Origin of the sequence: Brevibacterium antiquum (assembly GCF_016107655.1) — a bacterium.
In the GTDB taxonomy this organism is placed as follows: Bacteria; Actinomycetota; Actinomycetes; order Actinomycetales; family Brevibacteriaceae; genus Brevibacterium; species Brevibacterium antiquum.
Map to the genome: position 1 here is coordinate 247,202 of NZ_JABASX010000002.1, position 24,332 is coordinate 271,533.

Genomic DNA, 24,332 nt, shown 5'->3' on the forward strand with positions numbered 1-24,332 from the left:
CCGGGGGAGGCGACGATGACCATGCTCACCGTCGCCGAGGCGCGGGCGAAAGCGCGTACCCGCCTGCGCTCGTCGATGTCGACCTGGGCCACCCAGACGGCCTCGAACTGTGTGAGTCCAGACGACGGCGCAGAGGCTGGCCTCGACGTCAGCGTTCCTACCTTCGCAACTGTCGAGATTGCTCTGCATCCGCCCACGGAGAAGCACGTGCTCGAAGATTAGCAGGCCGCAATGGAATGGGCTGCAAGCTGGCGGAAGATCGCTGCACCCGGTGTCAGTGACTCGAGGTTGGAGAACCTCAGCAGTCCGGTCATCGACTGGGCCGAACGCTCCTGGGTGCGGGTCGGGCGCCAACGGATCCCACTGCGTCTGCGGTTGCGTACACCGGATGCTGTGGCAGACTTCGTCGGTGGCGACGAGGCCAGCCAGTGGCGTCGGCTGCGGGATCGGACCGCGACGATCAGGTCACGATTCGACGATCAGCACAGTGCCGCCTCGGCGATCAAAGCTCATGCGAAACGGATCCTCGGACTTGAACACACCGAGTTCGACACGCTCCTTGACGTCGTCGCCTGGTTGCGCCATCACCCCGTGGGAACCCTGCGGCCCCGACAATTGCCGATCCGCGGGGTCGACTCAAAATGGTTCGAAACACACCGCTCCCTGGTCACGGCACTGCTGGAGGCAACTGGGAGACCCGATGCGGTCGACGTTCTCGACGCTGAACCTCGGATTCGGATGCGCAGCCTCGACCCGGAACTCACACCGTCAGGACTCAGGGACATCAGCGCGCCAGTAACTCAGCTCAGCGATCTGGCGATCGCGCCGCGGCTCGTCTTCGTCTTCGAGAATCTCGAATCGGTGCTCGCGATGCCCGATTGGGCCGATGCTGTGGCTGTGCACGGATCGGGTTACGCGGTGGACAACGTTGCCCGTCTGGCCTGGGTGCACGGAGCGCGAGTCATCTACTGGGGTGACCTTGACTCGCATGGGTTCGCGATCCTCTCTCGGCTGCGCAAACACCTGCCGCACGTGGACTCGACGCTCATGGACGAGGCCACTCTCACCGACCACAAGGACCTGTGGGTCCAGGAGCCGAAACCCCACACAGGAGTGTTCCCGGAGCTGACTGGGACGGAAGCGCGGGCGCTGAACCGCCTGCGTGCCGAGGGCGACGTTCGACTCGAGCAGGAGCGCATCCCGTGGGCCACCGCGCTCGCCGCACTGAAAGCAAAGGCCGCCTCGGCGGGGGAGTCTGCAGACGCGTCGAATAAGTCTTCGGCCTCGCCAGGGGAGCCGACAACCTCGGCGAGTGAACTCGATGCCCCGCGAGGGGTACAGGGATGACCGACCGGCCTCGCGGAGGGCTGGTCGCCCTCTGCATTGCCGAATTGGCCAGCTGGGGTCTGCTCTATTACTCGCTGCCAGTGGCGGTGACTCCGATCTCTGCCGATATGGGCTGGAGCCACACCACTGTGACTGCCGCACTGACCTTCGGGCTCATCGTCTCCGCGCTTGCCGGCGTCCGCGTCGGAAAGCTGCTCGACGCGCACGGGCCCAGAACGCTCATGAGCGTCGGCACGCTCATCGGAATCGTCGCGCTGCTGCTCGTGGCAGCGGCACCGAATCTCTTCGTCTTCTTCCTCGCGTGGGTGCTGGCTGGATTCGCCCAGGCCGCCACCCTCTATCCGCCGGCCTTCGCTGTCGTCACCCGCTGGTACGGAGCCGAGCGAACCAAGCCACTGACAACGATCACTCTCGTTGGCGGTCTCGCCTCGACGGTGTTCGCCCCGATCATCGCCTGGCTCATCGACTCGTGGGGCTGGCGACCGGCCTATGTCATCCTTGCCGGCGTCCTGGCCGTGACAGCTCTGCCGATGCACTGGTTCTTCCTCAACCGCGGGTGGACCGATGAGATGTCGCGGAATTCGACGGTGCCGTCGCGCGCGGAGATCCGCAGCATCACCCGCTCTCCGACGTTCGTCATCCTCCAGATCGCCGTCGCGCTGGCGACCTTCACCCTCTTCGCCGTCACGATCAACATCATTCCCCTCATCATCGAGCGTGGAGCCGGGTACTCGCTCGCCGCGATCGCTCTGGGACTCGTCGGATTTGGACAGGTTTCCGGACGGTTCTTCTATCCGGCGTTTGAACGACGCACGAGCTCACGGGCGCGAACCGTGCTGCTGCTCGGCGCTGGAGCTATCGGACTGTGGCTGCTCGCCTTCGTGGCCGGACCGATCTGGCTGCTCATCGGCATTGCGATGATCGCCGGTGGTGTCCGGGGATGCATCACGCTGCTGCAGGCGACTGCCGTGGCCGACCGGTGGGGGACCGCAAACTTCGGGGCGATCAACGGCGTCTTCGTCGCTCCCATCACCGCCGGCACCGCTCTGGCACCGGTGGCAGGTCCGGCCCTCGCCGGAGTCGTCGGCGGCTATCCGATGATGGCGATCGTCATGGCCGCGCTCCTGACTGGTGCGACGATGCTGTCGGCGCGGACGTGAGGGACGCGTTTTCGGCACCGGCACGGACTGTGGAACAGCATCTGAAAGATGCGTTGCACGAGTGTCCACAACACCGAAACGTGTAAAGAATTCGTCGATTCCTTTACACGTTTCAAGTACGTAGCAAATTACTTGTCATGTTTCCGTCAGCTCGTGACTTCAGCCGGCGGAGGATGTTCACTGAAGCGGATCATCATCTAGGGCGTGTCTCCTAAATTCTGGTTACCGATATCGGGGCTGCAGTACGGTCGAGCGGGGGTACGGCCAGTTGAAGCAGTGACGCGCGATCGCGACGGGTTTTGACAAGCAATCTGGGATCGGGGTAAGCACGCGTTGGCGATATTCCTGAATCTGAAATCCACCACCAATTAGGAGTCACGCTCCAGCGACGGACCAGCTTGACTGCCGGCGAGTCTTGAGATGATTTCTCGCCGGCACAATACAAGTTGTAACGTCAATTGACGGACTGGCAGTTCATCGCAACAAGAGAGGAGATAATGCGAGTTCTGCCCACGGAACTTGCCCGAACAGGAACTTTGTACCAATGCGCTGCTAAGAATCGAGATGACACCGTCATGCGAGGCCGACCACGGTGCACTCGCTTTGATTTTCTAACCACTCAGATTACAAAAGCTCAGAGGCGTAATGAAGAAGGATGGCTTCCCAATTGACAAGAGCTAACATTGCCATCGTCGGCGGCGGAGCCGCCGCGGTCGCCCTCCTCAAAGAATTCGCAATTTCTACCGACTTCACCGGGTCAGTATGTACGATTGCGCCGCATACCCTAGGCACTTCGCATGCCTTCACTGCACCATTCCCCGCGCTGACCAACACACCGGTCTACAACAACAGCCTGACCCACCGAGATCCTGGCGAATTTCACCAGTTCCTCACCTCTCGCGGATGGCCGTACAGTCTCAACGACTTCACACCTCGCTTCCTCATGGCCAGCTATGTCAAGGAAGCAGCTCAACGCACCACTTCTCATCTCTTCGGCCGACATCGCCACCTGATCGGCCACCCCACCGGCATCTTCAAAGACAGTTCTTCTCGCTGGCGGGTGACAGGCTCCCATGGCGAAATAGTCGCTGATGCTGTCGTACTCGCCGGCGGTCTCGGTGGCCCACAACGGTCAATCCCGCTAGGTTTCCGCAGCCGTTTTATTGGCGCAGTTCTTGGATCCGGTCAGCAACTGAACGCCTGCGCTCAAAAAAGCAATCGAGACACGCCTGTGTTGGTTCTCGGCACGAAACTGTCCGCAGTCGAACTCGCCCTGGCAATCCTCGACCGGGGCGGAAGCGTCTGCCTCGCATCGCCGTCAGGAGTCCTTCCCGCAGTACGAACAGTTCTTGGACCGTCCGTTGCCAATCACACAATCAACACAGCCGACCTTCGCACAACGATTGATGAGTCCCTCCGGTGGTCACACACTTCCCTGGCTGAGCTCGAGGCTCGTCCCGCTTCCGACCCACTTGGTCTGCTCGAGTACGAAATCTCCGAAGCTAAAGTGGGCGCCAACTCATGGCAACACCGCATCGGCACGATTATCGACGCGATCAATGCGACCGAGTTCACCGATCCTGCACACCTGAAATCGCAGATGGCAACCGTGCGCACATTCAACTCTCGATTCATCTCAGCAATGCCACTGGAATCAGCTGTAAAGCTTCAACATGCTGCCGAGGAAGGGCGATTCAGTGTCAAGCAGCTCTCCGACACCGAAGAAGACTCGACACCATTCTCCAGCGTCCTCACCGCCCAAGGGTTCGATCCTCCATTCACTCCCCAATGGGTAACTGAAGAGTATTTAACCCTGGACAACGGAGGAGCTATACCAGCAGAACTCACCAGTAGCCTCGAGTTCCGAAGCCCTGATGGTAGTCCAACCAATATCTGGGCGTTAGGGACGAGAAGTGGGACTGTTGTGCCAATAGTCAACTATCTACGCACCGCAGTCCTGCAAGTCCCGAATCTCGTCAAATCAATCTCTCAGCCCGCTGAACAGTCCCTCGTAGGAGAACCCAAATGACCCATGTGCTGCTGACCGATCCTGTCTCCACGGGCGCCGAACTCTCCCGTGCTCTCATTGAAGAGGGCGCGACTGTGACCCATGCTCACTCTCCGAGCCAGTGTGAGGCCTTCAGCTCCGACCCAAATACAAAAATACTGCTCACGGAACCACTGAAAATTCCACTCCAACACTTGAGGGGCCTGCCCCCGGTGGACTATGTATGCGCCGGAAGTGAATACGGCGTTGACTCAGCGGCCGAGCTTGCCGACCAGCTGGGGTTGCCGCACCATGGCCGCGATGCGCAGTTGGCTCGCCGAGATAAGGCAGCCATGCATCTCCAGCTCACCCGCCATGAGATCGACAGTCTCGATACCCATGTCGCCGATTCCATCTCCTCGCTCGAACAGATAGTTGATCGACTCCACAACGCCAAGTATGTCGTCAAACCACGAGACAGCGCCGGAAGCGACGGATGCACGATCGTCGGCCGAGAGGACGTACTTGCAGCCGGCACAGCAATCTGGGGCAAAGCCAATCTGATGGGGCAGACTAACCACGAAGTCCTGGTCCAGGAGTACGCTGAAGGCCCCCAATACATCGTCAACACCGTCAGCCACGAACGAACTCACTGGCTGACAGACATGTACGCCGAGCGCATCGACGAGATTGCCGGTCTCCCCACAGTCCGCCACACCGACAGCATCACGACCCTCGGCGAGACCGAACAGGTTCTGGTCGACTACGTCTTCCAATGTCTCGACGCTCTCGAGATCCGCGACGGAGCAGCACATACGGAGGTGCGACTCACCGAGCGTGGCCCCGTTCTCATCGAGGTCAACTCACGGATCATGGGCCCCTGCCTCCTGCCTGACCCATACATGTTGGCCTTCGGATACTCCCAGCAGCACATCCTCACGGAAAAGATCCTGCGACCAGCTGAGTTCGAGAATCGGCTCAGCTCTGCTTACTCACCATCCCAAACGCTCGTCAAAGTGTTTCTGCGATCTCACAAGCCGGGAGTCCTCAACGCGATTCCAGGTCTACGTGTGATGCGACGCCTTCCGCACTTCCACAGCGTGGCGTGGATGCCACCTGTTGGACGCGAACTCCAGGACCTCACCCTGACGACCGGATACATGGGTGTCGCATTCTTCGTTGGAGAGAACAAGGCAGAAGTTATGAACTCAGTCGAAGCGGTTCACGAGCTCGAAGACCGTGGATTGTTCTTCGATGTCACCAGTGGCTTAGCCGGATGATGCCTTTGATGCTCATCGTCCTGGGCGCAATCTTCCAAGGGGCGGCGAACGCACTGGTCGGGATCACTGTCAGTTCCGACTCGATGTTCCTCTTCCTCGGGTGCGCTTTTCTCATCGCTTCCGCAGTCGGAGTGTTGCTTAAAGCCACCGACAGGACGGAGACAACACACATTCGACCGATTGATGGCCTCTGGCTGAATCTCGCCACAGCAGTGACTTTCGGTGCTTTCTACCTCGCATTGATTTGGATTCCCGCGTCTCTGGCTGCTGGTGCCGAAGCTGCTGCAGCTCCGCTCGCGGCCCTGTGCATTGCCAGCTTCGGAGCAAGTCGGGCACGATTCCGTCTGTGGATTATCGCTTTCGCAATATTCGCCATTTCAATCGCGTTCGGCTGGTCCCAACAGATCTCTGGAGCCTCGGCGCCGGGAACCGGCACCGTGGTCGGGATGGCGCTGGGCATCATTGCCGGGGTCGGGCTCGCAGTGCTCGCGACAATTTCGCGACGACTCGCCGACTCGGGTGTGTCCGCTTTTTCGATTCTGGCCGTGCGTTACCACGCTACGTATCTTCTGGCGTTCGTGTGCGCGGTCGTGAGTTGGCAGCACAGTCCGTCGGCGACAGAAGTTGGCTCACGGCTATTGTGGTTCGCGCTACTGGGATTCGCTGCTGTCGCGCTACCGCTGGTCCTGATTCAATCGGGCATGATGCGAACATCAGCTACCCTGACGTCCGTCATCATGGCGGGAGTGCCTGGAATCAGTTTCGTCACAGAAGCCATCATCGAGCCGGAGAACAGCACGACAACTTCGTGGATTCTCCTCGTCGGTCTGGTTCTCGCTGTATGTTGCTATGGAATCGTTGAAACCCGTAGACCACTCCTAAAGGTCCGAGTCGCTGATGTTCATGGGTAGCGGCGACTCAAGCTAGATTAGATGTCACCAAACCCTGTATCAGTCCCTTCGATGTAGCCCCCTGTGTCCTGGTCAGGGCGCGTCGTGTTCGTCGCGTGCTGGTGGGCACGGTTGATGGTGCCATCGACGGAGACGTTCCAATCGATGTCACCGGCAGCATCAGCATCGGAGAGCACTCGGGCCAGCACACGGTCCCAGGTGCCGGCGGCGGCGTAGCGGCGGTGGCGTTTCCACACTGTTTGCCAGGGGCCGAAGTGCTCACGAGGCAGATCGCGCCAGGCGATGCCTGCACGATATCGGTAGACGATTCCTTCGACGATCCGGCGATTGTTCTCAAACGGTCGGGCTCTCTTGCCGACATTCGAGGGCAGAAGAGGTTCGATTCGCGCCCACTGCTCATCAGTGAATACTCGGTGTCGTTGCTGTGTCGTCACAACTCCACCGTGCCGGTGCAGCAATGGTCAATAAAGGAGACACGCCCTAGTCTGGACGCGTGCCTGATGCGTTGTTTTCAGACCCCCGGCTAGCTGGAGTCTACGATTCGCTTGACCCGGACCGGACCGACCTCGACATGTATGTCGACGTCGCCACAAGGTTCGGGGCCAGTAAAGTTCTTGACGTTGGCTGTGGAACAGGAACATTGGCCTCCCTTCTGGCTGAATTGGAGATTTCCGTTCTGGGCCTCGATCCCGCGTCAGCATCTATCGACATCGCACAGTCGAAGGTGGTTTCTGACTTCGCTGAGTTCATCGTCGCCGAGGCTCCTGACATTGCTGACGATCCTGCTCGGCACCGCGGCTTTGACCTGGCAACTATGACCGCGAATGTTGCGCAAGTCTTTCTCGACGATGATGAATGGCTGGCCACCCTTCGGGCAATACACTCTTGTCTTCGCCCGGCGGGACGCCTGGTTTTCGAAGCCAGACGACCTGAATCGCCCCGGGGATAATAGAGGCAGGGAGATTGGAAGAAGGAGATTCTCTCTTGCCATTGAAATACACCGACGAACTCAAGGCTCGTGCCGTCGAGCTCGTCATCCATGCCCAGGCCGATCCCGACACTGCGAACGGAGCGATCACCCGTGTCGCGAACGAACTCGGCCTGAGCAAAGAAACCCTGCGTGTCTGGGTACGAAAGCACAAGGATTCCGGCAAAGCTACCCCGGCCGAGTCGGTCGACCTGGAAGCGGAGAACCGCCGGCTACGGGCTGAGCTGGCCGAAGCGAAGCGGGCCAACGAGATCTTGAAGAGAGCATCGGCTTTCTTCGCGGCGGAGCTCGACCGCCCATCGAAGTGATCGTCGCTTTCATCGACGATCATCGTCACGAGTTCGGAGTCGAGCCAATCGTGCGCGCCCTGTCCGGGACTGCTGCACGGATTGCTGTGAGCTCGTATTACGCGTACAAGTTGCGTCAACCATCAGCTCGGGCCCGGCGGGACCAGGCGCTGATGGTGGTGATCCAGGATGTGTATGAGGTGAACTACTCCTGCTACGGGGTGCGGAAGATGTGGAAGGCGATCAACCGCGACTACGCCGACCAGTTCGGTCCGGTGGCCCGCTGCACAGTGGAGCGGTTGATGCGCCAGTTGGGCATCGACGGAATCCGACGGAAGCGGAAGCGTCCGAAGACGGCCTCAGCCAGGGCTGAGGAGTGTCCGGATGATCTCGTCGAACGTGAGTTCGCAGCACCGGCGCCCAACTGTTTGTGGGTTGCGGATATTACGTATGTTCCGACGTCGGCTGGGTGGGTGTACACGACGTTCATCCTTGATGTCTTCCATCGGGAGATCGTCGGCTGGCAGGTGACGAACCATATGCGGGAGTCCCTGGCCAGGGACGCACTCACGATGGCTCTCGCTGCGAAATACCGGGCCGGTGAAGACGTCTCCGGGCTCGTGCACCACTCGGATCGCGGGGTGCAATTCCGGTCGATTCGCTATGGCGAGACCCTGGCGGAATCCGAGGTCGTGGCATCTGTGGGGTCGTGTGGGGACTCGTATGACAACGCGATGGCGGAGGCGCTGAACTCGGTCTACAAGGCGGAGTTGATTGACCGGAAGGTGTGGTCGGGGTTGATTGAGGTGATGGCGGAGACGTCGAAGTGGGTGGCTTGGTACAACCAGACACGATTGCATTCAGCGATCGGGTACTGTCCGCCTATAGCGGTCCATTCTGAATGGATCAACCAGTCCGCGGCAGACTCCGCGGCTGCTTAGGAAACCAAGAAAAGGAGCCTCTACGAAACCCGGGGCTTGACAACCCTCCGATCGTGCCTGGATCCGCTGGACCAAAGAACTGACCTGGCGAGTAGTCGACGTCGATGGCGAGGGACCGGTCGAGACGTGGGTGCAGGTCACCGAGGTCAATGGCGAGTACGTCCCCTTTGACTCACCGACGATCTTCCACAGTGATGGTGAACGAATCAATTCCACGTCGACCTTGCGCTTCCGAACCGAAGACGCGGTGAAAGGCTCACTGACAGACGCTGGCTTCGGCACCATCGACGTCCACGACCTTCCCTATGCTCCCGGGCGCGGATGGCTGTTCATCGCTTCTGCCTGAGTCGCGCTGGATAACTTGAGTCGGCTTGGACAGATTCTGCCCTTCTGCGCTGTCGATCAAGGACTCGTTTTAGACTGATTGCCATGTCGATGCCCGAGGTGAAGCCAATGCGAGGTCACCGACCTCCGTTGCGCCGACACCAACGCGAGGCACTTGACGCACTCACGAGTTCAGTCAGCGCCGACTCTCGCCGATCTTGGATCGTCCTGCCGCCGGGCGCAGGGAAGACCCGGGTCGGGCTCGAGCATGCGCAGCATCTGCTCACCAACGGACATGTCTCGAAGATTGTGGCCTTCGGCCCCAACACCGCCATCCAGACTCAGTGGGCGAACGCCTGGAACAGCCACAGTTCCGATCGCCTCGGCGAAGGTGCCGACAACGCCGCTGACGAGCCCGCCGCCGGAGGCACCGACCGCGCCGGACTCGACCGGAGACTCACCACCCAATTCACCGCTCTGACCTACCAATCGCTCGCTGTCTTCGATGACGACCGCGAAAGCACGAAGAACCTCCTCGACGAACTCGCCCCTGGAGGACGGGAACTCGTCGACCGCCTCGGCGATGTTGGACCTCTGCTGCTCATCCTCGACGAATGCCACCACCTGCTCGACGTGTGGGGCAGCCTGCTGACCGAACTCCTCGACCTGCTCCCTGAAGTCTGGGTGCTCGGACTCACAGCCACTCCTCCCGGAACAATGACGACAGCACAGTCAGAGCTGGTGACCGGACTGTTCTCCGACATTCGCTACTCCGCTACGATCCCTGCAGTCGTCAGAGAAGGCGATCTGGCTCCATTCGCGGACCTCGTGTGGGTGACGACCCCGACGAACGAGGAGAACAGCTGGCTATCGGGGCAAGCTGTGCGATTCACCGAACTCATCACCGACATCCTCGACCCCACTCAGGGCTCGGTGCCGTTCCTCGAATGGGTCGACAGGCGGTTCCTGGGCACCCGAGAGCACGTTGTCAGTTGGGCGGCCATGAGCCGCTCGACACCGGAACTGTGCTCGGCTGCGCTGCGGCTGCACCACGCGGATCTGCTCCGTTTGCCTCCCGGTGCCAGTCCCGCCGAACAGCATCGCCGCAATCCCGATGCCGAGGACTGGGCGCTGCTCATCGACGATTGGATGCGCCACCACCTGATGGTCTCCGAGGAGGCAGAAGACATCGAACTCGCCGAGGTGATCCGTCGTGCCCTGCCCGCAATCGGGTACCGCTGGACCCGGAACGGCATACGGGCGGGACGATCACCCGTCGACCGCGTGATCGCCTACTCGGCGTCGAAGCCACAGGCGACGAGCGAGATCATCTGCGCCGAGGCGGCCAACCTTCAAGAACGCATGCGGATGCTGGTCCTCTGCGACTTCGAATCGCTGACAGCGACGCTGCCGGCCGACGTCAGCGGGGTGATCAGCGAACGCTCCGGTTCGGCCCTGCTCGTTCTCGAAACACTCGTCTCCGATGCCCGCACCTCCGGCCTCCGACCACTGCTCGTCTCCGGCAAGACCGTGGCTGGAGCTCCGGAGGTGCTCGGCGAGCTGCGTGCTCGGATTGCCGTATCCGACGAATCCCTGGCTTCTCGCTTGCAGGTGAGCGAACCGGTATCTGGAATCAGCCGACTCGAGGGTCCGTGGACCAGCCGGACGTGGGTTCCCTATGTGACCGACTTCCTCACCACGGGCAGGACTCAGGTGCTCATCGGCACCCGTGCCCTCCTCGGCGAAGGTTGGGATGCACCGGCCATCACCGGATTGATCGACTTGAGCACCGCGACCACACCGACGGCGGTGACGCAGACCCGCGGTCGTGCGCTGCGGCGAGACCCTGACCAGGCACACAAGGTCGGGCTCAACTGGACCGTCGTCTGCGTCAGCCCCGATCACCCACGCGGTAACCAGGACTGGGGGCGTCTCGTGCGCAAACACGACGGCTTCTTCGGCACGGATTCTGAGGGTGAGGTCGTCGACGGAGTGGCTCATATCGATTCCGCGTTCTCGCCCTACGAGCCTCCGCTTCCCGATATGGCAGACGAGATCAACGCGCGGATGATCGCCCGCTCCCAAGACCGCGGGGAGATCGCCCAGCGGTGGCAGGTCGGCAGTGACTATCAAGACGAGGAGATGCGCTCGGTGCGAATCCTTCAGCGCACCGGCCATCGACGCACCGAACAGTCGAGCCTCACCTCAGCCGACCCCGTTCGCAACGGCGATGTCAGCGTTTTGCCGCGCCACCTCGGCGGGGATCCGGGGCACATCCTGCCATTCCGAGTGAGGACTGCCACGGTCGTGGCCTGGATGGGACTTGGACTGATTCTCCTGCTGCTGGGTGTGGCGCTCGGCGGCATCGGCGGTGTGGTGCTCACGGTGCTCGGCTTCGGACTCTGGGTGAGCCTGCCGGTGGTGCTGTCCGTAGCCGGAAAACGACGAACTCGGCTCTATGCTCAGCCGCCGACGGTGGGCCAACTTGCCGGTGCCGTCGCCGATGCCCTGCACAGTGCGGGGTTGAGCAAGACAGGATCGGACTCGGTGCGTGTACGCGTCGACGCGAGTGGGGATCTGCGGTGTCATCTCGATGCGGAAGCCCAGTCCGCGGAGGTCTTCGCGCTCGCCCTCGACGAGGCGGTGTCCCCGATCGCCGACCCGAGGTATCTGGTTCCTCGCTGGTCTCTGCCGCAGTCATCGATTGGAGCGCGCGGACTGTGGGAACGTCTGAAGGTCGGGTGGTCGAATGCGCAGCAGAGCGATCCGGTCTGGCACGCGGTGCCTTCAGCTCTCGGCACGAGAAGAGAATCGGCAATAGCGTATTCGCGAGCGTGGAACCGGTGGATCGGCGGCGGTGAAGCGGTCTACACGAGGAACCCGGAAGGCGCAGGCGTCCTCACCGCATATCGCGGAACGAATCCGATGCAGATGACTTCTGTGCTGCGGACATCCTGGCGCTGAGCTTCGGGCCGTGTGCTTCGGACATTGTCGCATGGTCCGGCGGTGCTGTCTCTGACTTCACATGCCCGACCGCTGACCTCGGGGCTAGACTGAAACCGCGGTACCAGCCTGCGTCGGCACTCTGACTGGGATGCTGACGGGGTCCACCCAGGAGCTGAGAGAGCTCCACGTGTTTCAACGGAAGGAATCCTATGCCCACCGTCGCCAGAAACATCGTCGATACCCTCGTGGCCAGCGGAGTCAAGAGGGTCTACGGGATCCCGGGAGATTCGCTCAACGGTTTCACTGATGCCCTGCGCGTCAACCCACAGCTCGAATGGGTCCAAGTCCGCCACGAAGAGGCGGCATCCTTCGCCGCCAGTGGCGAGGCCGCACTGACCGGTGAACTCGCCGTCTGCGCAGGCAGCTGCGGGCCGGGTAACCTCCACCTCATCAACGGACTCTACGACGCCCAGCGCTCCCGCGTGCCTGTTCTCGCGATCGCCGCTCACATCCCCAGCGATGAGATCGGCTCGGGCTACTTCCAAGAGACCCATCCAACCGACATCTTCCGCGAGTGCAGTGTCTACCTCGAACACGTGGCCACCGCGGAGCAGATGCCCCGCCTGTTGCGCATCGCCATGCGCGAGGCCATCGAGAAGCGCGGCGTCGCTGTCCTCGTCATCCCTGGCGACATTGCCCTGACGGAGATCAATGCCGCCGCCGAGGTGGTCAATTCTTATCCCTCGCATATGATCCCTGCAGAATCCCAAGTGGAGGCGGCTGCAAAGGCACTGAACAAGGGCAAGAAGACGACGATCCTTGCCGGTGCCGGTACAGAAGGTGCCCACGACGAGCTCATCGCTATCGCGGAGAAGCTGCAGGCGCCGATCGTCCACGCGTTGCGTGGCAAGGAATTCATCGAATACGACAACCCGTATGACGTGGGCATGACCGGACTTCTCGGCTTCTCCTCCGGTTATCACGCACTCAAAGGCTGCGACACTCTGCTTATGCTGGGCACCGGTCTTCCGTACCAGCAGTTCTATCCTGACGATGCGACGGTCATCCAAGTCGACATCCGAGGCTCCCAGATCGGACGGCGGACCCAGGTCGACATCGGACTGGTGGGTACGGTCGCTGATACTGTTGACTCCCTCCTTCCCCTGATCAAACCGAACCGCAGCAGCTCGCATCTCAAAGCGATGACCAAGCACTATGCGAAGACTCGTAAGGAACTCGATGAGCTCGCGACTCCGTCGAAGCGGACGATTCACCCGCAGTACCTGACGCGTCTGATCGACGAGATGGCCGACGAAGATGCTGTGTTCATCCCCGATGTCGGATCCCCCGTGACCTGGGCAGCCAGGTATCTGACCATGAATGGCAAGCGCCGGCTGATCGGTTCCTTCAGCCACGGTTCCATGGCTAATGCCCTCTCGCAGAGCGTCGGTGCGCAGTCGGCCTACCCTGACCGGCAGGTCGTCGCTCTGGCAGGTGATGGCGGGCTGGCCATGCTCCTCGGTGAGTTGCTGACCTTGACTCAGAACAAGCTGCCGGTCAAGACCGTCGTCTACAACAACTCCTCACTGAACTTCGTGGAGCTGGAGATGAAGGCCGCTGGATTCGTCACCTTCGGAACGGAGCTGGACAACCCGGATTTCTCCACCATTGCCGAGGCGGTCGGCATCAAGGGCTTCCGTGTCGAGAAGTCCAAGGACCTGCCGAAGGTCGTCAAGGAGTTCCTCGCTTACGACGGCGCTGCGGTCCTCGATGTGGTCACCGAACGGCAGGAGCTGTCGATGCCGCCGACGATCACCGCCGAACAGGCCAAGGGCTTCGCCCTCTATGCGGTCCGCACGGTGATGTCGGGCAAGGGCGACGAACTCATCGACCTAGCCCAGGCAAACATCCGTCAGCTGTTCTGAGGGTCGCGCCCAAACGGTCGGTAAGTCCGAGTCGAATCTGAGCTTGTCAGCGACTCGGACTTACCGACCGTTTGAGTTGCAGCGTTTTCACACGATCGGGTAGTCCGCCAGAGCCTGCGCCGTGACCAGGGCGGCGGTCATGGCTTCGTGGCCCTTGTCTTCCTGAGAGCCTTCGAGTCCGGCACGGTCGAGTCCCTGCTGCTCGGTGTCGCAGGTCAGCACTCCGAATCCGACCGGTTTGCGGGTGTCGATGGCAACGCGATTGAGGCCATCAGTGGCGGCCTGGCAGACATAGTCGAAGTGCGGGGTGCCGCCGCGGATGACGACGCCGAGGGCGACGACTGCGTCGAAGTGCGGTGCCAGGCGTGCCGCAGCGATGGGCAGCTCGAAGCTTCCTGGGACCCGCACCAGGGTGGCCTGGGCGCCGGCTTCGGCGGCCGCCCGCTTGGCTCCGTCGCACAGACCGTCCATGATCTGTGTGTGCCAGGATGCTGCGATGATGGCGACTCGAGTATCGGCCGCGGAAGCAGTGAGCTCGGGTGCTCCGGAGTGTGCCATGGGATTGTCCTTTCGTGCCGGCCGTGATGGCCGGAAAAGTCAGTGGTGATGAGCGCGAATCGGTTGAAGTGCCTGATCAGCAGTGGCGCCGATCAGCAGTGGTGCTTCTCAGCGATGGACGCCGAGGTTCTCAGGACACGGCGGTGTCGGCCGGCCTCGTGCCGACCACTGAGGGCAGGGTCAGGGTATGGTGCATGCGCTTGCGCTTGGTGTTCAGGTAGTTCGAGTTCTCCGGCCGCGCTGGGATCTCAAGCGGAACGACGGCCTCGATCGTGATTCCCAGTGCTTCGAGCGCCCGGGTCTTGTCCGGGTTGTTCGTCAGCAGACGGATGCGAGTCAGGCCGATGGAGCGCAGGATCTCCGCGGCTGCACGGTAGTCACGGTCATCGTCGTGGAAGCCGAGCTCACGGTTCGCATCCACGGTGTCCAGCCCCCGATCCTGCAGGGCGTAGGCGCGGAGTTTGTTGCTCAGCCCGATTCCGCGGCCCTCGTGACCGGTCATGTAGATCACGGCACCACCCTCGTCGGAGATGCGCTGCAGTGCCAGATCCAGCTGCTCCCCGCAGTCGCAGCGGTGAGATCCGAAGACATCCCCGGTCAGGCACTCCGAATGCACTCGAACCAGGGGAGCGGGCCCGCGAAGTGAAGGCTCCTGACCCGCCGGTTCATGGGTAACGGCGGCAGAATCGATCCCGGAGAACACGCCGAGGTGGTCGTGGCCGTCGATCGTGAATGCGCGGGCATTGAAGCTCCCGTGCTTCGTCGGCAGCGGCACCTCCGCCGAGACTTCGATCGCTCGTGGGTTCGCGCCCGACTCATGAGTTGAGCTATGGCCCGATGATCCGGCGTCCGGCCGTTCGGCATTCACGGAGTGTTCGCGATCCGACTCATTCAGGTAGTCGATGAGTCCTTCGATCGAGACCATGACCAGCTTGTGGGCATCGGCGAACTCGCGCAGGGAGTCGAAGCGCATCATCGAACCGTCGTCATGGACGACCTCGCCGATCATCGCCACGGGAGTAGCCCCGGCCAGCCGTGCGAACTCGACTCCAGCCTCTGTGTGCCCTGGGCGTTCACGGACTCCACCGGACTTTGCGATGAGCGGGAACACGTGCCCGGGGCGTGTGATCGATGCCGGATCGGGGACTGCCGCGGCAAGGTGGCGTCCGGTCAGGGCGCGCTCGGCGGCACTGATTCCGGTGGTCACGCCGACCGCGTCGCAGCTGATCGTGTACGCGGTGCCCTTCGGGTCTTCGTTCGCGGAGACCATGGGCGGCAGTTCGAGTGCGGCGGCACGCTCAGCATCCATGGGCGCACAGATGACTCCGGAGGTGTAACGGACGAAGAAGCCCATGGTGGCCGCCTCGGCGAACCCGGCGGCCATAATGAGGTCGCCTTCGTTCTCGCGGTCCTCGTCATCGACGACGACGATGGGCTGACCCGTGGCAAAGGCAGCGATTGCGTCTTCGATCGGATCGAGGCGAGCAGCGCTCGGGGTGGTCTCAGTCATGGTCGGCTCCTCGTCGGGTGCTGTTGGTTGAGTTGAAGACTGTGGTCGTTTCCGGGGCAGTGCCGAATGACAGAAGGCGGGCGGTGTACTTCGCGAGCACGTCCACCTCGACGTTGACCGGATCGCCGGGGGCCAGATCGCCGAACGTGGTGTGGGTCAACGTGGCCGGGATGAGTCCGACCTCGACCCAGGCGCTGGTCTCGCCGGGTTCTGATACGGCGGTCAGCGTCAGCGAGACGCCGTTGAGGGCGATGGAGCCCTTGGTGGCGGTGTAAGGAGCCAGAGAGTTCGGGATGCCGATGCGCAATGTCGACCACTCGTCGAAGTCGTCGCGGCTCAGCAGTTCACCGCACCCGTCGACATGTCCCTGCACCACATGCCCATCGAAGCGCCCCGAGGCGGGTGTGCACCTCTCCAGGTTGACCCGGTCCCCGGTGCGCAAGGCTCCCAGCCCGGTCAGTCGCAGGGTCTCGCCCATCACTTCGGCGGTGAAGGGCCCTTGCACCTCGGCGGTGAAGGCACCCAGCGACTCGCCAGGCGGCGAGGATGCTTCGTCCCTGACCGAGGTCAGACACACGCCGTTGACGGCAAGTGAGCCGCCGAGGCCGAGGTCGTCGACGAGTCCCTTGGCGTCGATGGTGATGACTGCCGAATCGTCCATGCGGTCGATGGCTGCGACGATGCCGAGCTCTTCGATGATGCCGGTGAACATGTGCCCTCCGAGTGAGTGTGCGTTCAGTGAGTAGTTGGTGCGTCAGATGGTGTAGTTGTCAGTGGTGCCGAAGCTGGTGTCGCCGCTGACGAAGTGGAGAAGTACGTCGGGTCCGAGCCGCGCGACTGCAGGTTCGGCGGTCTCGTCGGGAACCAGACCGACCGCCTCACTCAGCGTCGACGTGCTCAAGCCCGACAAGCTGGATCTCCCCGCGCCCACCAGCAGCGGAGCCTGATAGCAGAAGACTTCGTCGACTGCATCGGCGGCGAAGAAGGCACCGAGCACGCTGGGCCCACCCTCAACCAGGATGTGGCGCATACCGCGGGCATGCAGTTCGCCCAGTGCTGCAGTGATGTCGCGTGTGCGAAGGTGAACCGTGTCGGGGTTGAGTGCGAGGAAAGATTCCTCAGGCAGGGAGGTCAGCCCGAGCACGATGGGCACCGGCTGTGTTTCCAGCGGTTCACCGCCTGGTCCCCTGGCATTGAGTCGGGGGTCATCGGCCAGGACCGTTCCGGTGCCGACGAGGATGCCGTCGACCCGCGACCGAAACTCATGTGAATGCTCTCGCGATTCCGCCGAGGTGATCCACTGGCTGGTCCCATCGGAGGCAGCGACCATGCCATCAAGACTCTGCGCGATCTTCCCAGTGACGAAGGGACGCTCGGCATCGACGGCACGACTCCACCTGGCGTTGAGAGCCGAGGACTCGTCATGGCCCAGGCCCGAGCGGACCCGGACCCCCGCCTCGGCGAGGGTGGTTCCACCACCGGCGGCGACGCCGTTGACATCCGGTAGAGCGAAGACGACGTCGGGGATGCCGGCGTCGATGATCGCCTGGGTGCACGGCCCGGTCCGGCCGGTGTGGTTGCACGGTTCCAGGGTCACGAACAGGGTGGAGGCGGCGAGGTCGACGCCGAGGTCGATGGCCGTGGTGATGGCGTCCACCTCGGCGTGGGGACTGCCTGCGCCCGCATGATGGCCGACGACGATCTGCGAGTCCCTCGTCAGGATCGCGGCTCCCACCAGCGGATTCGCGCCCCGGTAACCATTTCGCGCAGCTTGCAGAGCCGCGGACATCGCGGTCGTTTCGAGTTCGGTGAACTCGGCCTGCATGAAAAAACCTCCCGAGCCGATGCCGGGAGGGAGGATATTGCGGGTGCAACCATCAGAGCGTGCGAACGTGTGCGACAGCGCATTGGGATGCACCGAATCACAGCGACCGCGATCGCCATGCTCCTCCCATCCAGACTCTGACTGTCGGTCTCGGAATTTCACCAAGTCAACCTCCTGCACGAATGCAGTCGGCTCGCGGACTATCACCGCCGGTACGGATTTTCACCGTCCCCGGAACATGTGACCACAGATTAGCACGACTCTCGCCGAGGCGACCATGACGTCCGTCACATGAGAACGGCAGGTGCCCTGCTGCAGTCCAGGCGGTGACGTTCTTACGAGCGGCGGCGGCCCTGACAGTGGGAGTTGGCCCTTGCGATATTGCATAACTTGGGTATATACCTGAGTTATGGATGATGTTGATTCGGCAGAGCTCGTCTCTGGCCTCGTTGTCGTTTCCTCGCGCCTGACCAGGGCACTGAGGCGAGTGATCGGTGATGAAGGCGACCTGGTCACATTGCGTGGTCTCGGCGTAGTCGAGCAGTACCAGCCCGTGAGGGTCGGTCATTTCGCACAGGGCTACCTGTGCTCTCAGCCGGCTGCGACGAAGATCCTGGCCCGCCTTGAAGAGGCGGGATATGTGCTGCGCGAAGCCAGCGCGAGCGACAGGCGAGCATCACAGTTCTCGTTGACCGATGCCGGGCGGGCGCGGTTGGCCGAGAGCCGCAACATTCTGGCCGAACGGATGGAACCCTACTTCGAGGCTCTGACCCCCAAGGACCGACTCAGCGTCCATCGGGCGCTGGGCCTGGTCTCGCAATACCTGCAGGATCAGCATCCGGTGGATGCCGATGAGGTTCAGCCAGACGACGAGCAGACCGGCTGACGACGAACCACCTCGGCGGCAATCACATCGAGCCGAGGAATCACATCAGACAAGCGACAGCGAACCACAACATATCGACGAAAGGGTGCGCAGGAACAGCAATGAGCGTGTCACCAGGTAATAAAGCACAGACAAAAGACGGGGAGGGCGCGGAAGCATCGATTCTGCGTCAACCACGAGCAGTATGGGCGGTCGCGTTCGCCGCGGTCATCGCGTTCATGGGCATCGGTCTGGTTGATCCGATTCTGCCCGCGATCTCGGCCGAACTCCACGCATCCCCGTCGCAGTCGATGTTGCTATTCACCAGCTACCTGTTCATCACCGGCGGCATGATGTTCTTCACGAGCTTCGTGTCCTCCCGGATCGGTGCGAAGACCACGTTGCTCATCGGCCTCATCCTCATCGTCGCGTTCTCCGCCCTGGCCGGATTCTCCGGCAGCGTCGACCAGATCATCGGCTTCCGCGCGGGCTGGGGATTGGGCAACGCGCTCTTCATCTCCACCGCACTCTCAACCATCGTCGGTGCCGCCTCCGGTGGTGCCGACAAAGCGATCATCCTCTACGAGGCGGCTCTGGGCATCGGCATTGCGACCGGGCCTCTGCTGGGTGGCCTGCTGGGCGGAATCTCGTGGCGCGGACCGTTCTTCGGCACCGCTGTCCTCATGGCCATCGGCTTCATCGCCATCGTGATCCTGCTGCCCGGCGGGAAGACCGACACCGGTATCAAGACCTCACCCGAGCCGATCAAACTCAGCGCCACCTTCCGGGCGCTTGCGCGTCCCGGCGTCCTCGTGCTGGGCATCGCCGCACTGCTGTACAACTTCGGCTTCTTCATCCTCCTGGCCTACAGTCCATTCCCTGTTGAGGCGGCCGCAGCGAAAGCCGGCATCGAGGACTTCGGAGCCATGGGCCTCGGCTATGTCTTCTTCGGCTGGGGCATGTGCGTGGCAATCACCTCCGTTTTCGGGGCGCCACTTCTGACCAAGCGCATCGGGCGTCGCCGCAGCCTCGTCGTCGCGTTGATCGCACTGGCTGTGCTGCTGGCTGTGATGGGATTCCTGGTGGAGTCCTTCGTCGGAATCATCGTCTGCGTCATCGTCGCCGGACTGATCCTGGGCGTGCTCAATACTGTCTTCACCGAATCAGCGATGGAGGTCAGCGACCTGCCTCGCCCTGTGGCTTCAGGGACTTACTCGGGTGTACGCTTCATCGGCGGTGCCGTGGCACCGATCGTGGCCGGCGTCGTCTCCGAGTCGATCGGCACCGGAGCACCGTACTTCTTCGGCGCCGGCGTGGTGCTGTTGGCCGTCGTCGTCATCGCGATCGGTTGGAAGGCCGTGCGCCGGGTCGATGGTCACATCGACGAAGCGCCGGTTGATGAGGCCTATGCGCTGACCGGAGGGGATGCCTGAATCGAGAGCTTTGACGGCGAAGAGCTGCGTGCTCCGAATGTTCGTCTGAGGTGATGCGGCAGGGGCGTTCGAGAAGATGTGTCTTCTCCGGCGCTTCTTGCGTAGTAGTGCCGTTGTGGTGGGTCCAGTCGAACAAATCAGTCAGTTGTTCATTTCACGTTCCAGATCTGGAACACCGCGAATGCGCGGATTCGGGTCACTATGTAGCACAATTGGTATCGCACTCCCTGTGCAGAGACGATATTTTTCCTACACGAAGGTCACCATGTCCTACGACGCGAACAGCGCCTACAACGCGAACAACGCCTATCCTGCTGGTTCCGGTGCCGCTGGCCCAGGTGCTATGGGTCCTGGTGGCCAGATCCGTGGGGCGGCCAGCCCCGATGATCTCTCGCTTCCTCTCTACGGTGCATCGTTCGGCCAGGCCGTCAAGCGATTCTTCAAGAAGTACGCCAAGTTCTCCGGACGTGCATCGCGCAGCGAATACTGGTTCGCCTACCTGTTCCTCGGCTTGCTCAGTATCGTCCCGGTGGTCCTCTACTCGATCGGTTTCGGGATGAGCGCGGCGACTGCGTCGATGGCGTCGGCGGATCCTTACGCGATGCAGTCTGCCTCTCCGTCGGGTGGAGCGATTGCTCTGATCGCGATCGGCGGAATCCTCCTGCTGATCATCGGTCTTGCCACCATCATTCCGCATCTGGCGATCATCTGGCGCCGGCTTCACGACGCGAATCTCGCCGGGCCGTTCTTCTTCCTGTCATTCATCCCCGGTGTCGGCTCGATCATCCTCATTGTCCTCATGATTCTTCCCTCCAAACCGGAGGGGCAGCGCTTCGACGTGTGAGCGCCTGAATGCTTACGTTGCCGCAGGACTCTCATGGGAGTATCCGCGCCTCGCGCCGACTTGAAGCTGCCGCATGCACATCGTGCATGCGGCAGCTTTTTGCTGTGTGTGGCCAGATGATCGTCGCAATTGTTGCCAACGATTCGGAGCTTGGCGGGCATCGTCTCTGAGGTTCGCCGCACTCTATTGCGCGAGCGCGGGACAGTCTACCGTCAAGGAATCATGACATACGATGGGAACACGACATACCCCGCCCGCTGCTGTGCTGATTGTCCGTTCATATTTGGCGCTGTCGGCGAGACCCGCGAGGCTACACGTGCTGACGACCTGTCTTTGCCGCTCTATGAGGCGTCGTTCGAAGAGGCGATCAAGCGCTTCTTCAAGAAGTACACCACATTCTCAGGGCGCGCATCCCGCAGCGAGTATTGGTGGGTGGTTCTTTTCTACCTCGGGCTGAATTGGATCCCGCTGATTCTTTTTCTGGTTGGCTCGTCATATGCTTCCTCGCCGACCGCTTCAGAATCCGGCACAGCATTGGCTGTCGTCGGAGGAATTCTGATGTTCATCGCGTACTTCGGCACCATTGTTCCCCTCTTGGCGATCTCATGGAGGCGACTCCACGATGGTGGCTTCGCAGGACCGCTGTATCTTCTGATTTTCGTTCCAGGCGTAGGCGGGATGATGGTGTTCATCCTGATGCTCATGCCTCCCGAACCAAAAGGGCAGCGCTTCGACGCATGAACGACTCGCCGTGTATGGCGTGAACCATCGGACTCTGTATTTGAGGGCGCCACCACTGTCAGTGGCAATTCATTCCCGGACTTCCAAATGGCACCGTTGGTTCCTCGCAGCGCCTCGTTCGCTTCAAAATCTACCGTTGCAACAGTAGGGTTTAGTGCTTGCTAGGCGCTGTGCTTCTGACATTCGTCAGTCTAGGCCGCCTCGATACTCACCCAAGACACGCAGCGGTGGCTCTCGCTATCCGGCGGTACCAGAGACGCTGGCCCTCGCACTCATGGACTTGATGAACGACCACACCATCGCGGCGAAGACAATCGCCCAGACGGTCAAGGCGATCCAGTACCACTGGGCGCCGATCCAGGAGATGATCGGCACACCGTCGACTTTGCCCACATTCGTGCTCGCCACGGAGTACATGCCCAGCGGGAAGACCATGCTCCACAGTCCGGCCGAGTATCCCAAGGGAATGCGGTGACGGAAGTGCCGCCACAGTCCGGCGATGACAAGCGCAGGGATGAGCCAGGTCGAGATGGCCCACAGGATCGCCGAGGCGCCGGTGATGATGACGGTCGTTGCCGAGAAGATGGGAGACGTCCCGCCTTCGAGGATCTTCGAGCCCGCGACCACGGAAATGGCCAGAGCGCCCATCATCACCCAGTACGGGGCGTCGAGGTCCTCTGGGCCGATGCGGTGGAGCAGTGCCCTCATTCCCACGAAGACGGCGCAGACGAGATAGAGCCCGATACCGACGCTCCAGGCGATCACCGCGATGACCGCGAGCACGGAGCCGAAGCTGACTCCAGACGCAGTGTCTTGATCCGGCAGACTCGTCATCAGCCCGGACGCGGCGACGGCAACGGACTGAGCCGCGACCACGCAGACGAACCAGGTTCCATTGACCTGCGAGAGGATGGGCGACGACGACCCGAGCACAGCGGAGAAGGGGATGAGATAGCCCAGGATCAGCCAAGCAATCAGGCCGAGGCTGAAGATCGTCAGAGCGAAACGAAAGTGGTCCTGCCCCTCTAGCGCGGTCGCAAGGACGTTGGTTGCTGCGACGAAGGTGAAGAACCCGAATGCCTTCGACGGGTTGTGCAGATCTGTGCGCAGCTCCTCGCTGTGCGAGCAGGCACGCCAGCTGACGAGCGTCAGGAAGAAGATGTAGAGAACCACAGCCAGCCAGAACAAGATGGTCGAGAGGACCGCTAGGCCCTTGAGATGCGCACCGACGGAGATGATTCCGGTGGCCATGACTGAGGCGAAGCATCCGGGAGAGACCGTGCCAGGGCTCAATCCCCACTTCGTCTGCAGGTATGCCAGGCTCGTCTGTCCGTTGCTCATTCCTCCATTATCGACTTTTTGTGGGATTGGAGACATTCGAGGAGATATGGGCAGAATATTCAGCTTCGACCACTATAGTTACTTGTGAGTAACTTGACCTGCGTCAGACGGAACGGCTTTGTCAGGCCCCAGGTGGCGTAATGTGCTGGGCAGAGGAGCGCGAGTGACCCGCGTTTCTGGCGTCAGCGGCCAGCACAGACGGTCGACATAGTCGCACACCTTGGGAGCAGTAGAAATGCAGAGCACTTCACAGGCGCTCGTCGACGAGACGGAACAGGCAGTCAGCCAAATCAGCCTTCGCGAATGGGGAATGTCGGGAAAGCAGGGAGACGTGTTCTCCGGAATCGACCTCGACGTACCTCCCGGAGCAATCTCCATCATCCAGGGCCCTGCCGGCTCGGGCAAGACATCCCTGCTCCTGTCGATCGCCGGACGCATGCGCGTGGACACCGGCGAGGGCCACGTGGGCGAACTCGACATTCGCAAACAGGCCCGTCGCGTGCGTGAACAGGTGTCCGTCGGCCACGTCGCTGGTCTCACCGACCTCGAGAACGACTTCACTCTCGCCCAGCACCTCGCCGAGCGACTCATCATGCTTCAGCCCTGGTACAAACCCTGGGTCTCGAAGTCCTCTCTGCGCGAGGTCATCGAAGTTATTCGCGAGACCTTCACTTCCGCCACCGAGGTGATCGACCGGCTTCCCGAGGGGAACTTCTCCGCATCTGACGCCAAAGACGCCGACTTCCTCATCGATGACGAGGGCAAGGCCTTCGTCTCCGAACTCAGCGAGCTGCAGAAGTTCCTCCTCGAACTCGGCCTCGCCAGCCTCGCCCAGGCCCCGGTCGTCGTCCTCGACAACATCGACTATCTGCGCGAGCGCGAAGACCGTGCCCGCGCATGGGCGGCAATCCTCATCTACCAGGAGCTGCGACGCAAACGCGATCCAGAGCATCCGCTCACGGTCATCGCCTCCTGCGAAGATTCCTCCGACGTCGACCTTGTTCTCGACGCATTGTCCACGGAGGTCTCACCCACCTCGGTGGGCAAATTTTCCCTAACGCGGCATCCCCGTCACTGAGGTACCTGCCTCCATCAGCTTTTCCGAATCAGACCCGACAA

Annotated in this window: 22 protein-coding genes, 1 pseudogene, 1 riboswitch and 1 other annotated feature; of the genes and pseudogenes, 17 read left to right on the forward strand and 6 right to left on the reverse strand. The window is 61.7% G+C overall.

The window, feature by feature from the left end:
• Window positions 1–15 precede the first annotated feature (15 nt).
• The 6 genes from JFC13_RS19265 to JFC13_RS04410 all read left to right on the forward strand — a co-directional run bounded on the left by JFC13_RS19265 (window position 16) and on the right by JFC13_RS04410 (window position 6,685).
• On the forward strand, window positions 16–222 hold the full coding sequence (locus JFC13_RS19265) for a hypothetical protein (protein WP_232488185.1): 207 nt from the start codon (window positions 16–18) through the stop codon (window positions 220–222).
• A gap of 9 nt (window positions 223–231) precedes the next feature.
• Window positions 232–1,347, forward strand: coding sequence for a Wadjet anti-phage system protein JetD domain-containing protein (locus tag JFC13_RS04390; protein ID WP_232488186.1), 1,116 nt, complete (start codon window positions 232–234; stop codon window positions 1,345–1,347).
• Window positions 1,344–2,507 (forward strand): MFS transporter, encoded by a 1,164-nt coding sequence (locus JFC13_RS04395; protein WP_198395886.1) that lies wholly within the window; start codon window positions 1,344–1,346, stop codon window positions 2,505–2,507. Before JFC13_RS04390 ends, JFC13_RS04395 begins: the two co-directional genes overlap by 4 nt.
• 655 nt (window positions 2,508–3,162) lie before the next feature.
• Complete coding sequence (locus JFC13_RS04400; RefSeq protein ID WP_198395887.1) at window positions 3,163–4,536, forward strand: FAD/NAD(P)-binding protein; 1,374 nt, start codon at window positions 3,163–3,165, stop codon at window positions 4,534–4,536.
• Window positions 4,537–4,727: 191 nt separating this feature from the next.
• Entirely contained in the window at window positions 4,728–5,774 is a 1,047-nt protein-coding gene (locus tag JFC13_RS04405; protein WP_198395888.1) for an ATP-grasp domain-containing protein, read from the forward strand.
• Between the two features lie 8 nt (window positions 5,775–5,782).
• Entirely contained in the window at window positions 5,783–6,685 is a 903-nt protein-coding gene (locus JFC13_RS04410) for a hypothetical protein (RefSeq protein ID WP_198395889.1), read from the forward strand.
• A gap of 59 nt (window positions 6,686–6,744) precedes the next feature.
• Here JFC13_RS04410 and JFC13_RS04415 read toward each other — a convergent pair.
• Window positions 6,745–7,119: pseudogene (locus JFC13_RS04415) on the reverse strand (IS5 family transposase); the annotation flags it as partial.
• 59 nt (window positions 7,120–7,178) lie between these two features.
• Here JFC13_RS04415 and JFC13_RS04420 point away from each other — a divergent pair.
• The 6 genes from JFC13_RS04420 to poxB all read left to right on the forward strand — a co-directional run bounded on the left by JFC13_RS04420 (window position 7,179) and on the right by poxB (window position 14,096).
• Window positions 7,179–7,634, forward strand: coding sequence for a class I SAM-dependent methyltransferase (locus JFC13_RS04420; RefSeq protein ID WP_198395890.1), 456 nt, complete (start codon window positions 7,179–7,181; stop codon window positions 7,632–7,634).
• Window positions 7,635–7,669: 35 nt separating this feature from the next.
• Window positions 7,670–7,981: a transposase gene (locus tag JFC13_RS04425; RefSeq protein ID WP_198395891.1), complete on the forward strand. Its 312-nt coding sequence runs from the start codon at window positions 7,670–7,672 to the stop codon at window positions 7,979–7,981.
• Window positions 7,942–8,070 (forward strand) — a sequence feature (AL1L pseudoknot). (Overlaps the previous gene by 40 nt.)
• Entirely contained in the window at window positions 7,978–8,901 is a 924-nt protein-coding gene (locus JFC13_RS04430; protein WP_198395892.1) for an IS3 family transposase, read from the forward strand. Its footprint overlaps the feature before it by 93 nt. Before JFC13_RS04425 ends, JFC13_RS04430 begins: the two co-directional genes overlap by 4 nt.
• 130 nt (window positions 8,902–9,031) lie before the next feature.
• A complete protein-coding gene (locus tag JFC13_RS04435; protein ID WP_198395893.1) occupies window positions 9,032–9,247 on the forward strand; it encodes a hypothetical protein in 216 nt (71 codons plus the stop codon).
• A gap of 83 nt (window positions 9,248–9,330) precedes the next feature.
• Window positions 9,331–12,189, forward strand: a complete 2,859-nt coding sequence (locus tag JFC13_RS04440; protein ID WP_198395894.1) for a DEAD/DEAH box helicase family protein — start codon at window positions 9,331–9,333, stop codon at window positions 12,187–12,189.
• Window positions 12,190–12,380: 191 nt separating this feature from the next.
• Window positions 12,381–14,096: a ubiquinone-dependent pyruvate dehydrogenase gene (poxB, locus tag JFC13_RS04445; RefSeq protein ID WP_101574094.1), complete on the forward strand. Its 1,716-nt coding sequence runs from the start codon at window positions 12,381–12,383 to the stop codon at window positions 14,094–14,096.
• A gap of 87 nt (window positions 14,097–14,183) precedes the next feature.
• Here poxB and ribH read toward each other — a convergent pair whose 3' ends face one another.
• The 4 genes from ribH to ribD form a co-directional block, all read right to left on the reverse strand.
• A complete protein-coding gene (gene ribH / locus JFC13_RS04450; protein ID WP_198395895.1) occupies window positions 14,184–14,654 on the reverse strand; it encodes a 6,7-dimethyl-8-ribityllumazine synthase in 471 nt (156 codons plus the stop codon).
• A gap of 130 nt (window positions 14,655–14,784) precedes the next feature.
• Entirely contained in the window at window positions 14,785–16,164 is a 1,380-nt protein-coding gene (gene ribB, locus JFC13_RS04455; RefSeq protein WP_198395896.1) for a 3,4-dihydroxy-2-butanone-4-phosphate synthase, read from the reverse strand.
• Window positions 16,157–16,876, reverse strand: a complete 720-nt coding sequence (locus JFC13_RS04460) for a riboflavin synthase (protein ID WP_198395897.1) — start codon at window positions 16,874–16,876, stop codon at window positions 16,157–16,159. Before JFC13_RS04460 ends, ribB begins: the two co-directional genes overlap by 8 nt.
• A gap of 42 nt (window positions 16,877–16,918) precedes the next feature.
• The gene (ribD, locus tag JFC13_RS04465) at window positions 16,919–17,989 is read right to left on the reverse strand and encodes a bifunctional diaminohydroxyphosphoribosylaminopyrimidine deaminase/5-amino-6-(5-phosphoribosylamino)uracil reductase RibD (RefSeq protein WP_198395898.1); all 1,071 of its coding nucleotides are present in this window, start codon (window positions 17,987–17,989) and stop codon (window positions 16,919–16,921) included.
• A gap of 114 nt (window positions 17,990–18,103) precedes the next feature.
• Window positions 18,104–18,232: riboswitch (FMN riboswitch) on the reverse strand.
• 166 nt (window positions 18,233–18,398) lie between these two features.
• Here ribD and JFC13_RS04470 point away from each other — a divergent pair.
• The 4 genes from JFC13_RS04470 (at window position 18,399) to JFC13_RS04485 (ending at window position 21,872) form a co-directional block, all read left to right on the forward strand.
• Window positions 18,399–18,875: a MarR family winged helix-turn-helix transcriptional regulator gene (locus JFC13_RS04470; protein WP_198395899.1), complete on the forward strand. Its 477-nt coding sequence runs from the start codon at window positions 18,399–18,401 to the stop codon at window positions 18,873–18,875.
• Between the two features lie 101 nt (window positions 18,876–18,976).
• Complete coding sequence (locus JFC13_RS04475; RefSeq protein ID WP_198395900.1) at window positions 18,977–20,287, forward strand: MFS transporter; 1,311 nt, start codon at window positions 18,977–18,979, stop codon at window positions 20,285–20,287.
• A 265-nt stretch (window positions 20,288–20,552) separates the two neighbouring features.
• Window positions 20,553–21,131: a DUF805 domain-containing protein gene (locus JFC13_RS04480; RefSeq protein WP_232488187.1), complete on the forward strand. Its 579-nt coding sequence runs from the start codon at window positions 20,553–20,555 to the stop codon at window positions 21,129–21,131.
• Window positions 21,132–21,353: 222 nt separating this feature from the next.
• On the forward strand, window positions 21,354–21,872 hold the full coding sequence (locus JFC13_RS04485) for a DUF805 domain-containing protein (RefSeq protein ID WP_198395901.1): 519 nt from the start codon (window positions 21,354–21,356) through the stop codon (window positions 21,870–21,872).
• A gap of 237 nt (window positions 21,873–22,109) precedes the next feature.
• On the opposite strand, the gene JFC13_RS04490 is transcribed toward JFC13_RS04485, so the two are convergent.
• Window positions 22,110–23,213 carry a tellurite resistance/C4-dicarboxylate transporter family protein gene (locus JFC13_RS04490; RefSeq protein WP_198395902.1) on the reverse strand — a complete coding sequence of 368 codons (1,104 nt, stop codon included), beginning with the start codon at window positions 23,211–23,213 and terminating at the stop codon, window positions 22,110–22,112.
• 235 nt (window positions 23,214–23,448) lie between these two features.
• Between JFC13_RS04490 and JFC13_RS04495 the strand changes: the two genes are divergently transcribed.
• Window positions 23,449–24,291: an ATP-binding cassette domain-containing protein gene (locus JFC13_RS04495; RefSeq protein WP_198395903.1), complete on the forward strand. Its 843-nt coding sequence runs from the start codon at window positions 23,449–23,451 to the stop codon at window positions 24,289–24,291.
• The last annotated feature ends 41 nt before the right edge of the window (window positions 24,292–24,332 follow it).

Excerpts from the sequence above, each read along its gene's own strand:
- JFC13_RS19265 (WP_232488185.1), top strand. The coding sequence starts at position 16 with ATGACCATGCTCACCGTCGCCGAGGCGCGGGCGAAAGCGCGTACCCGC.
- JFC13_RS04390 (WP_232488186.1), top strand. The coding sequence starts at position 232 with ATGGAATGGGCTGCAAGCTGGCGGAAGATCGCTGCACCCGGTGTCAGT.
- JFC13_RS04395 (WP_198395886.1), top strand. The coding sequence starts at position 1,344 with ATGACCGACCGGCCTCGCGGAGGGCTGGTCGCCCTCTGCATTGCCGAA.
- JFC13_RS04400 (WP_198395887.1), top strand. The coding sequence starts at position 3,163 with ATGGCTTCCCAATTGACAAGAGCTAACATTGCCATCGTCGGCGGCGGA.
- JFC13_RS04410 (WP_198395889.1), top strand. The coding sequence starts at position 5,783 with ATGCTCATCGTCCTGGGCGCAATCTTCCAAGGGGCGGCGAACGCACTG.
- JFC13_RS04440 (WP_198395894.1), top strand. The coding sequence starts at position 9,331 with ATGTCGATGCCCGAGGTGAAGCCAATGCGAGGTCACCGACCTCCGTTG.
- poxB (WP_101574094.1), top strand. The coding sequence starts at position 12,381 with ATGCCCACCGTCGCCAGAAACATCGTCGATACCCTCGTGGCCAGCGGA.
- ribH (WP_198395895.1), bottom strand. The coding sequence starts at position 14,654 with ATGGCACACTCCGGAGCACCCGAGCTCACTGCTTCCGCGGCCGATACT.
- ribB (WP_198395896.1), bottom strand. The coding sequence starts at position 16,164 with ATGACTGAGACCACCCCGAGCGCTGCTCGCCTCGATCCGATCGAAGAC.
- JFC13_RS04460 (WP_198395897.1), bottom strand. The coding sequence starts at position 16,876 with ATGTTCACCGGCATCATCGAAGAGCTCGGCATCGTCGCAGCCATCGAC.
- ribD (WP_198395898.1), bottom strand. The coding sequence starts at position 17,989 with ATGCAGGCCGAGTTCACCGAACTCGAAACGACCGCGATGTCCGCGGCT.
- JFC13_RS04470 (WP_198395899.1), top strand. The coding sequence starts at position 18,399 with ATGGATGATGTTGATTCGGCAGAGCTCGTCTCTGGCCTCGTTGTCGTT.
- JFC13_RS04475 (WP_198395900.1), top strand. The coding sequence starts at position 18,977 with ATGAGCGTGTCACCAGGTAATAAAGCACAGACAAAAGACGGGGAGGGC.
- JFC13_RS04480 (WP_232488187.1), top strand. The coding sequence starts at position 20,553 with ATGTCCTACGACGCGAACAGCGCCTACAACGCGAACAACGCCTATCCT.
- JFC13_RS04485 (WP_198395901.1), top strand. The coding sequence starts at position 21,354 with ATGACATACGATGGGAACACGACATACCCCGCCCGCTGCTGTGCTGAT.
- JFC13_RS04490 (WP_198395902.1), bottom strand. The coding sequence starts at position 23,213 with ATGAGCAACGGACAGACGAGCCTGGCATACCTGCAGACGAAGTGGGGA.
- JFC13_RS04495 (WP_198395903.1), top strand. The coding sequence starts at position 23,449 with ATGCAGAGCACTTCACAGGCGCTCGTCGACGAGACGGAACAGGCAGTC.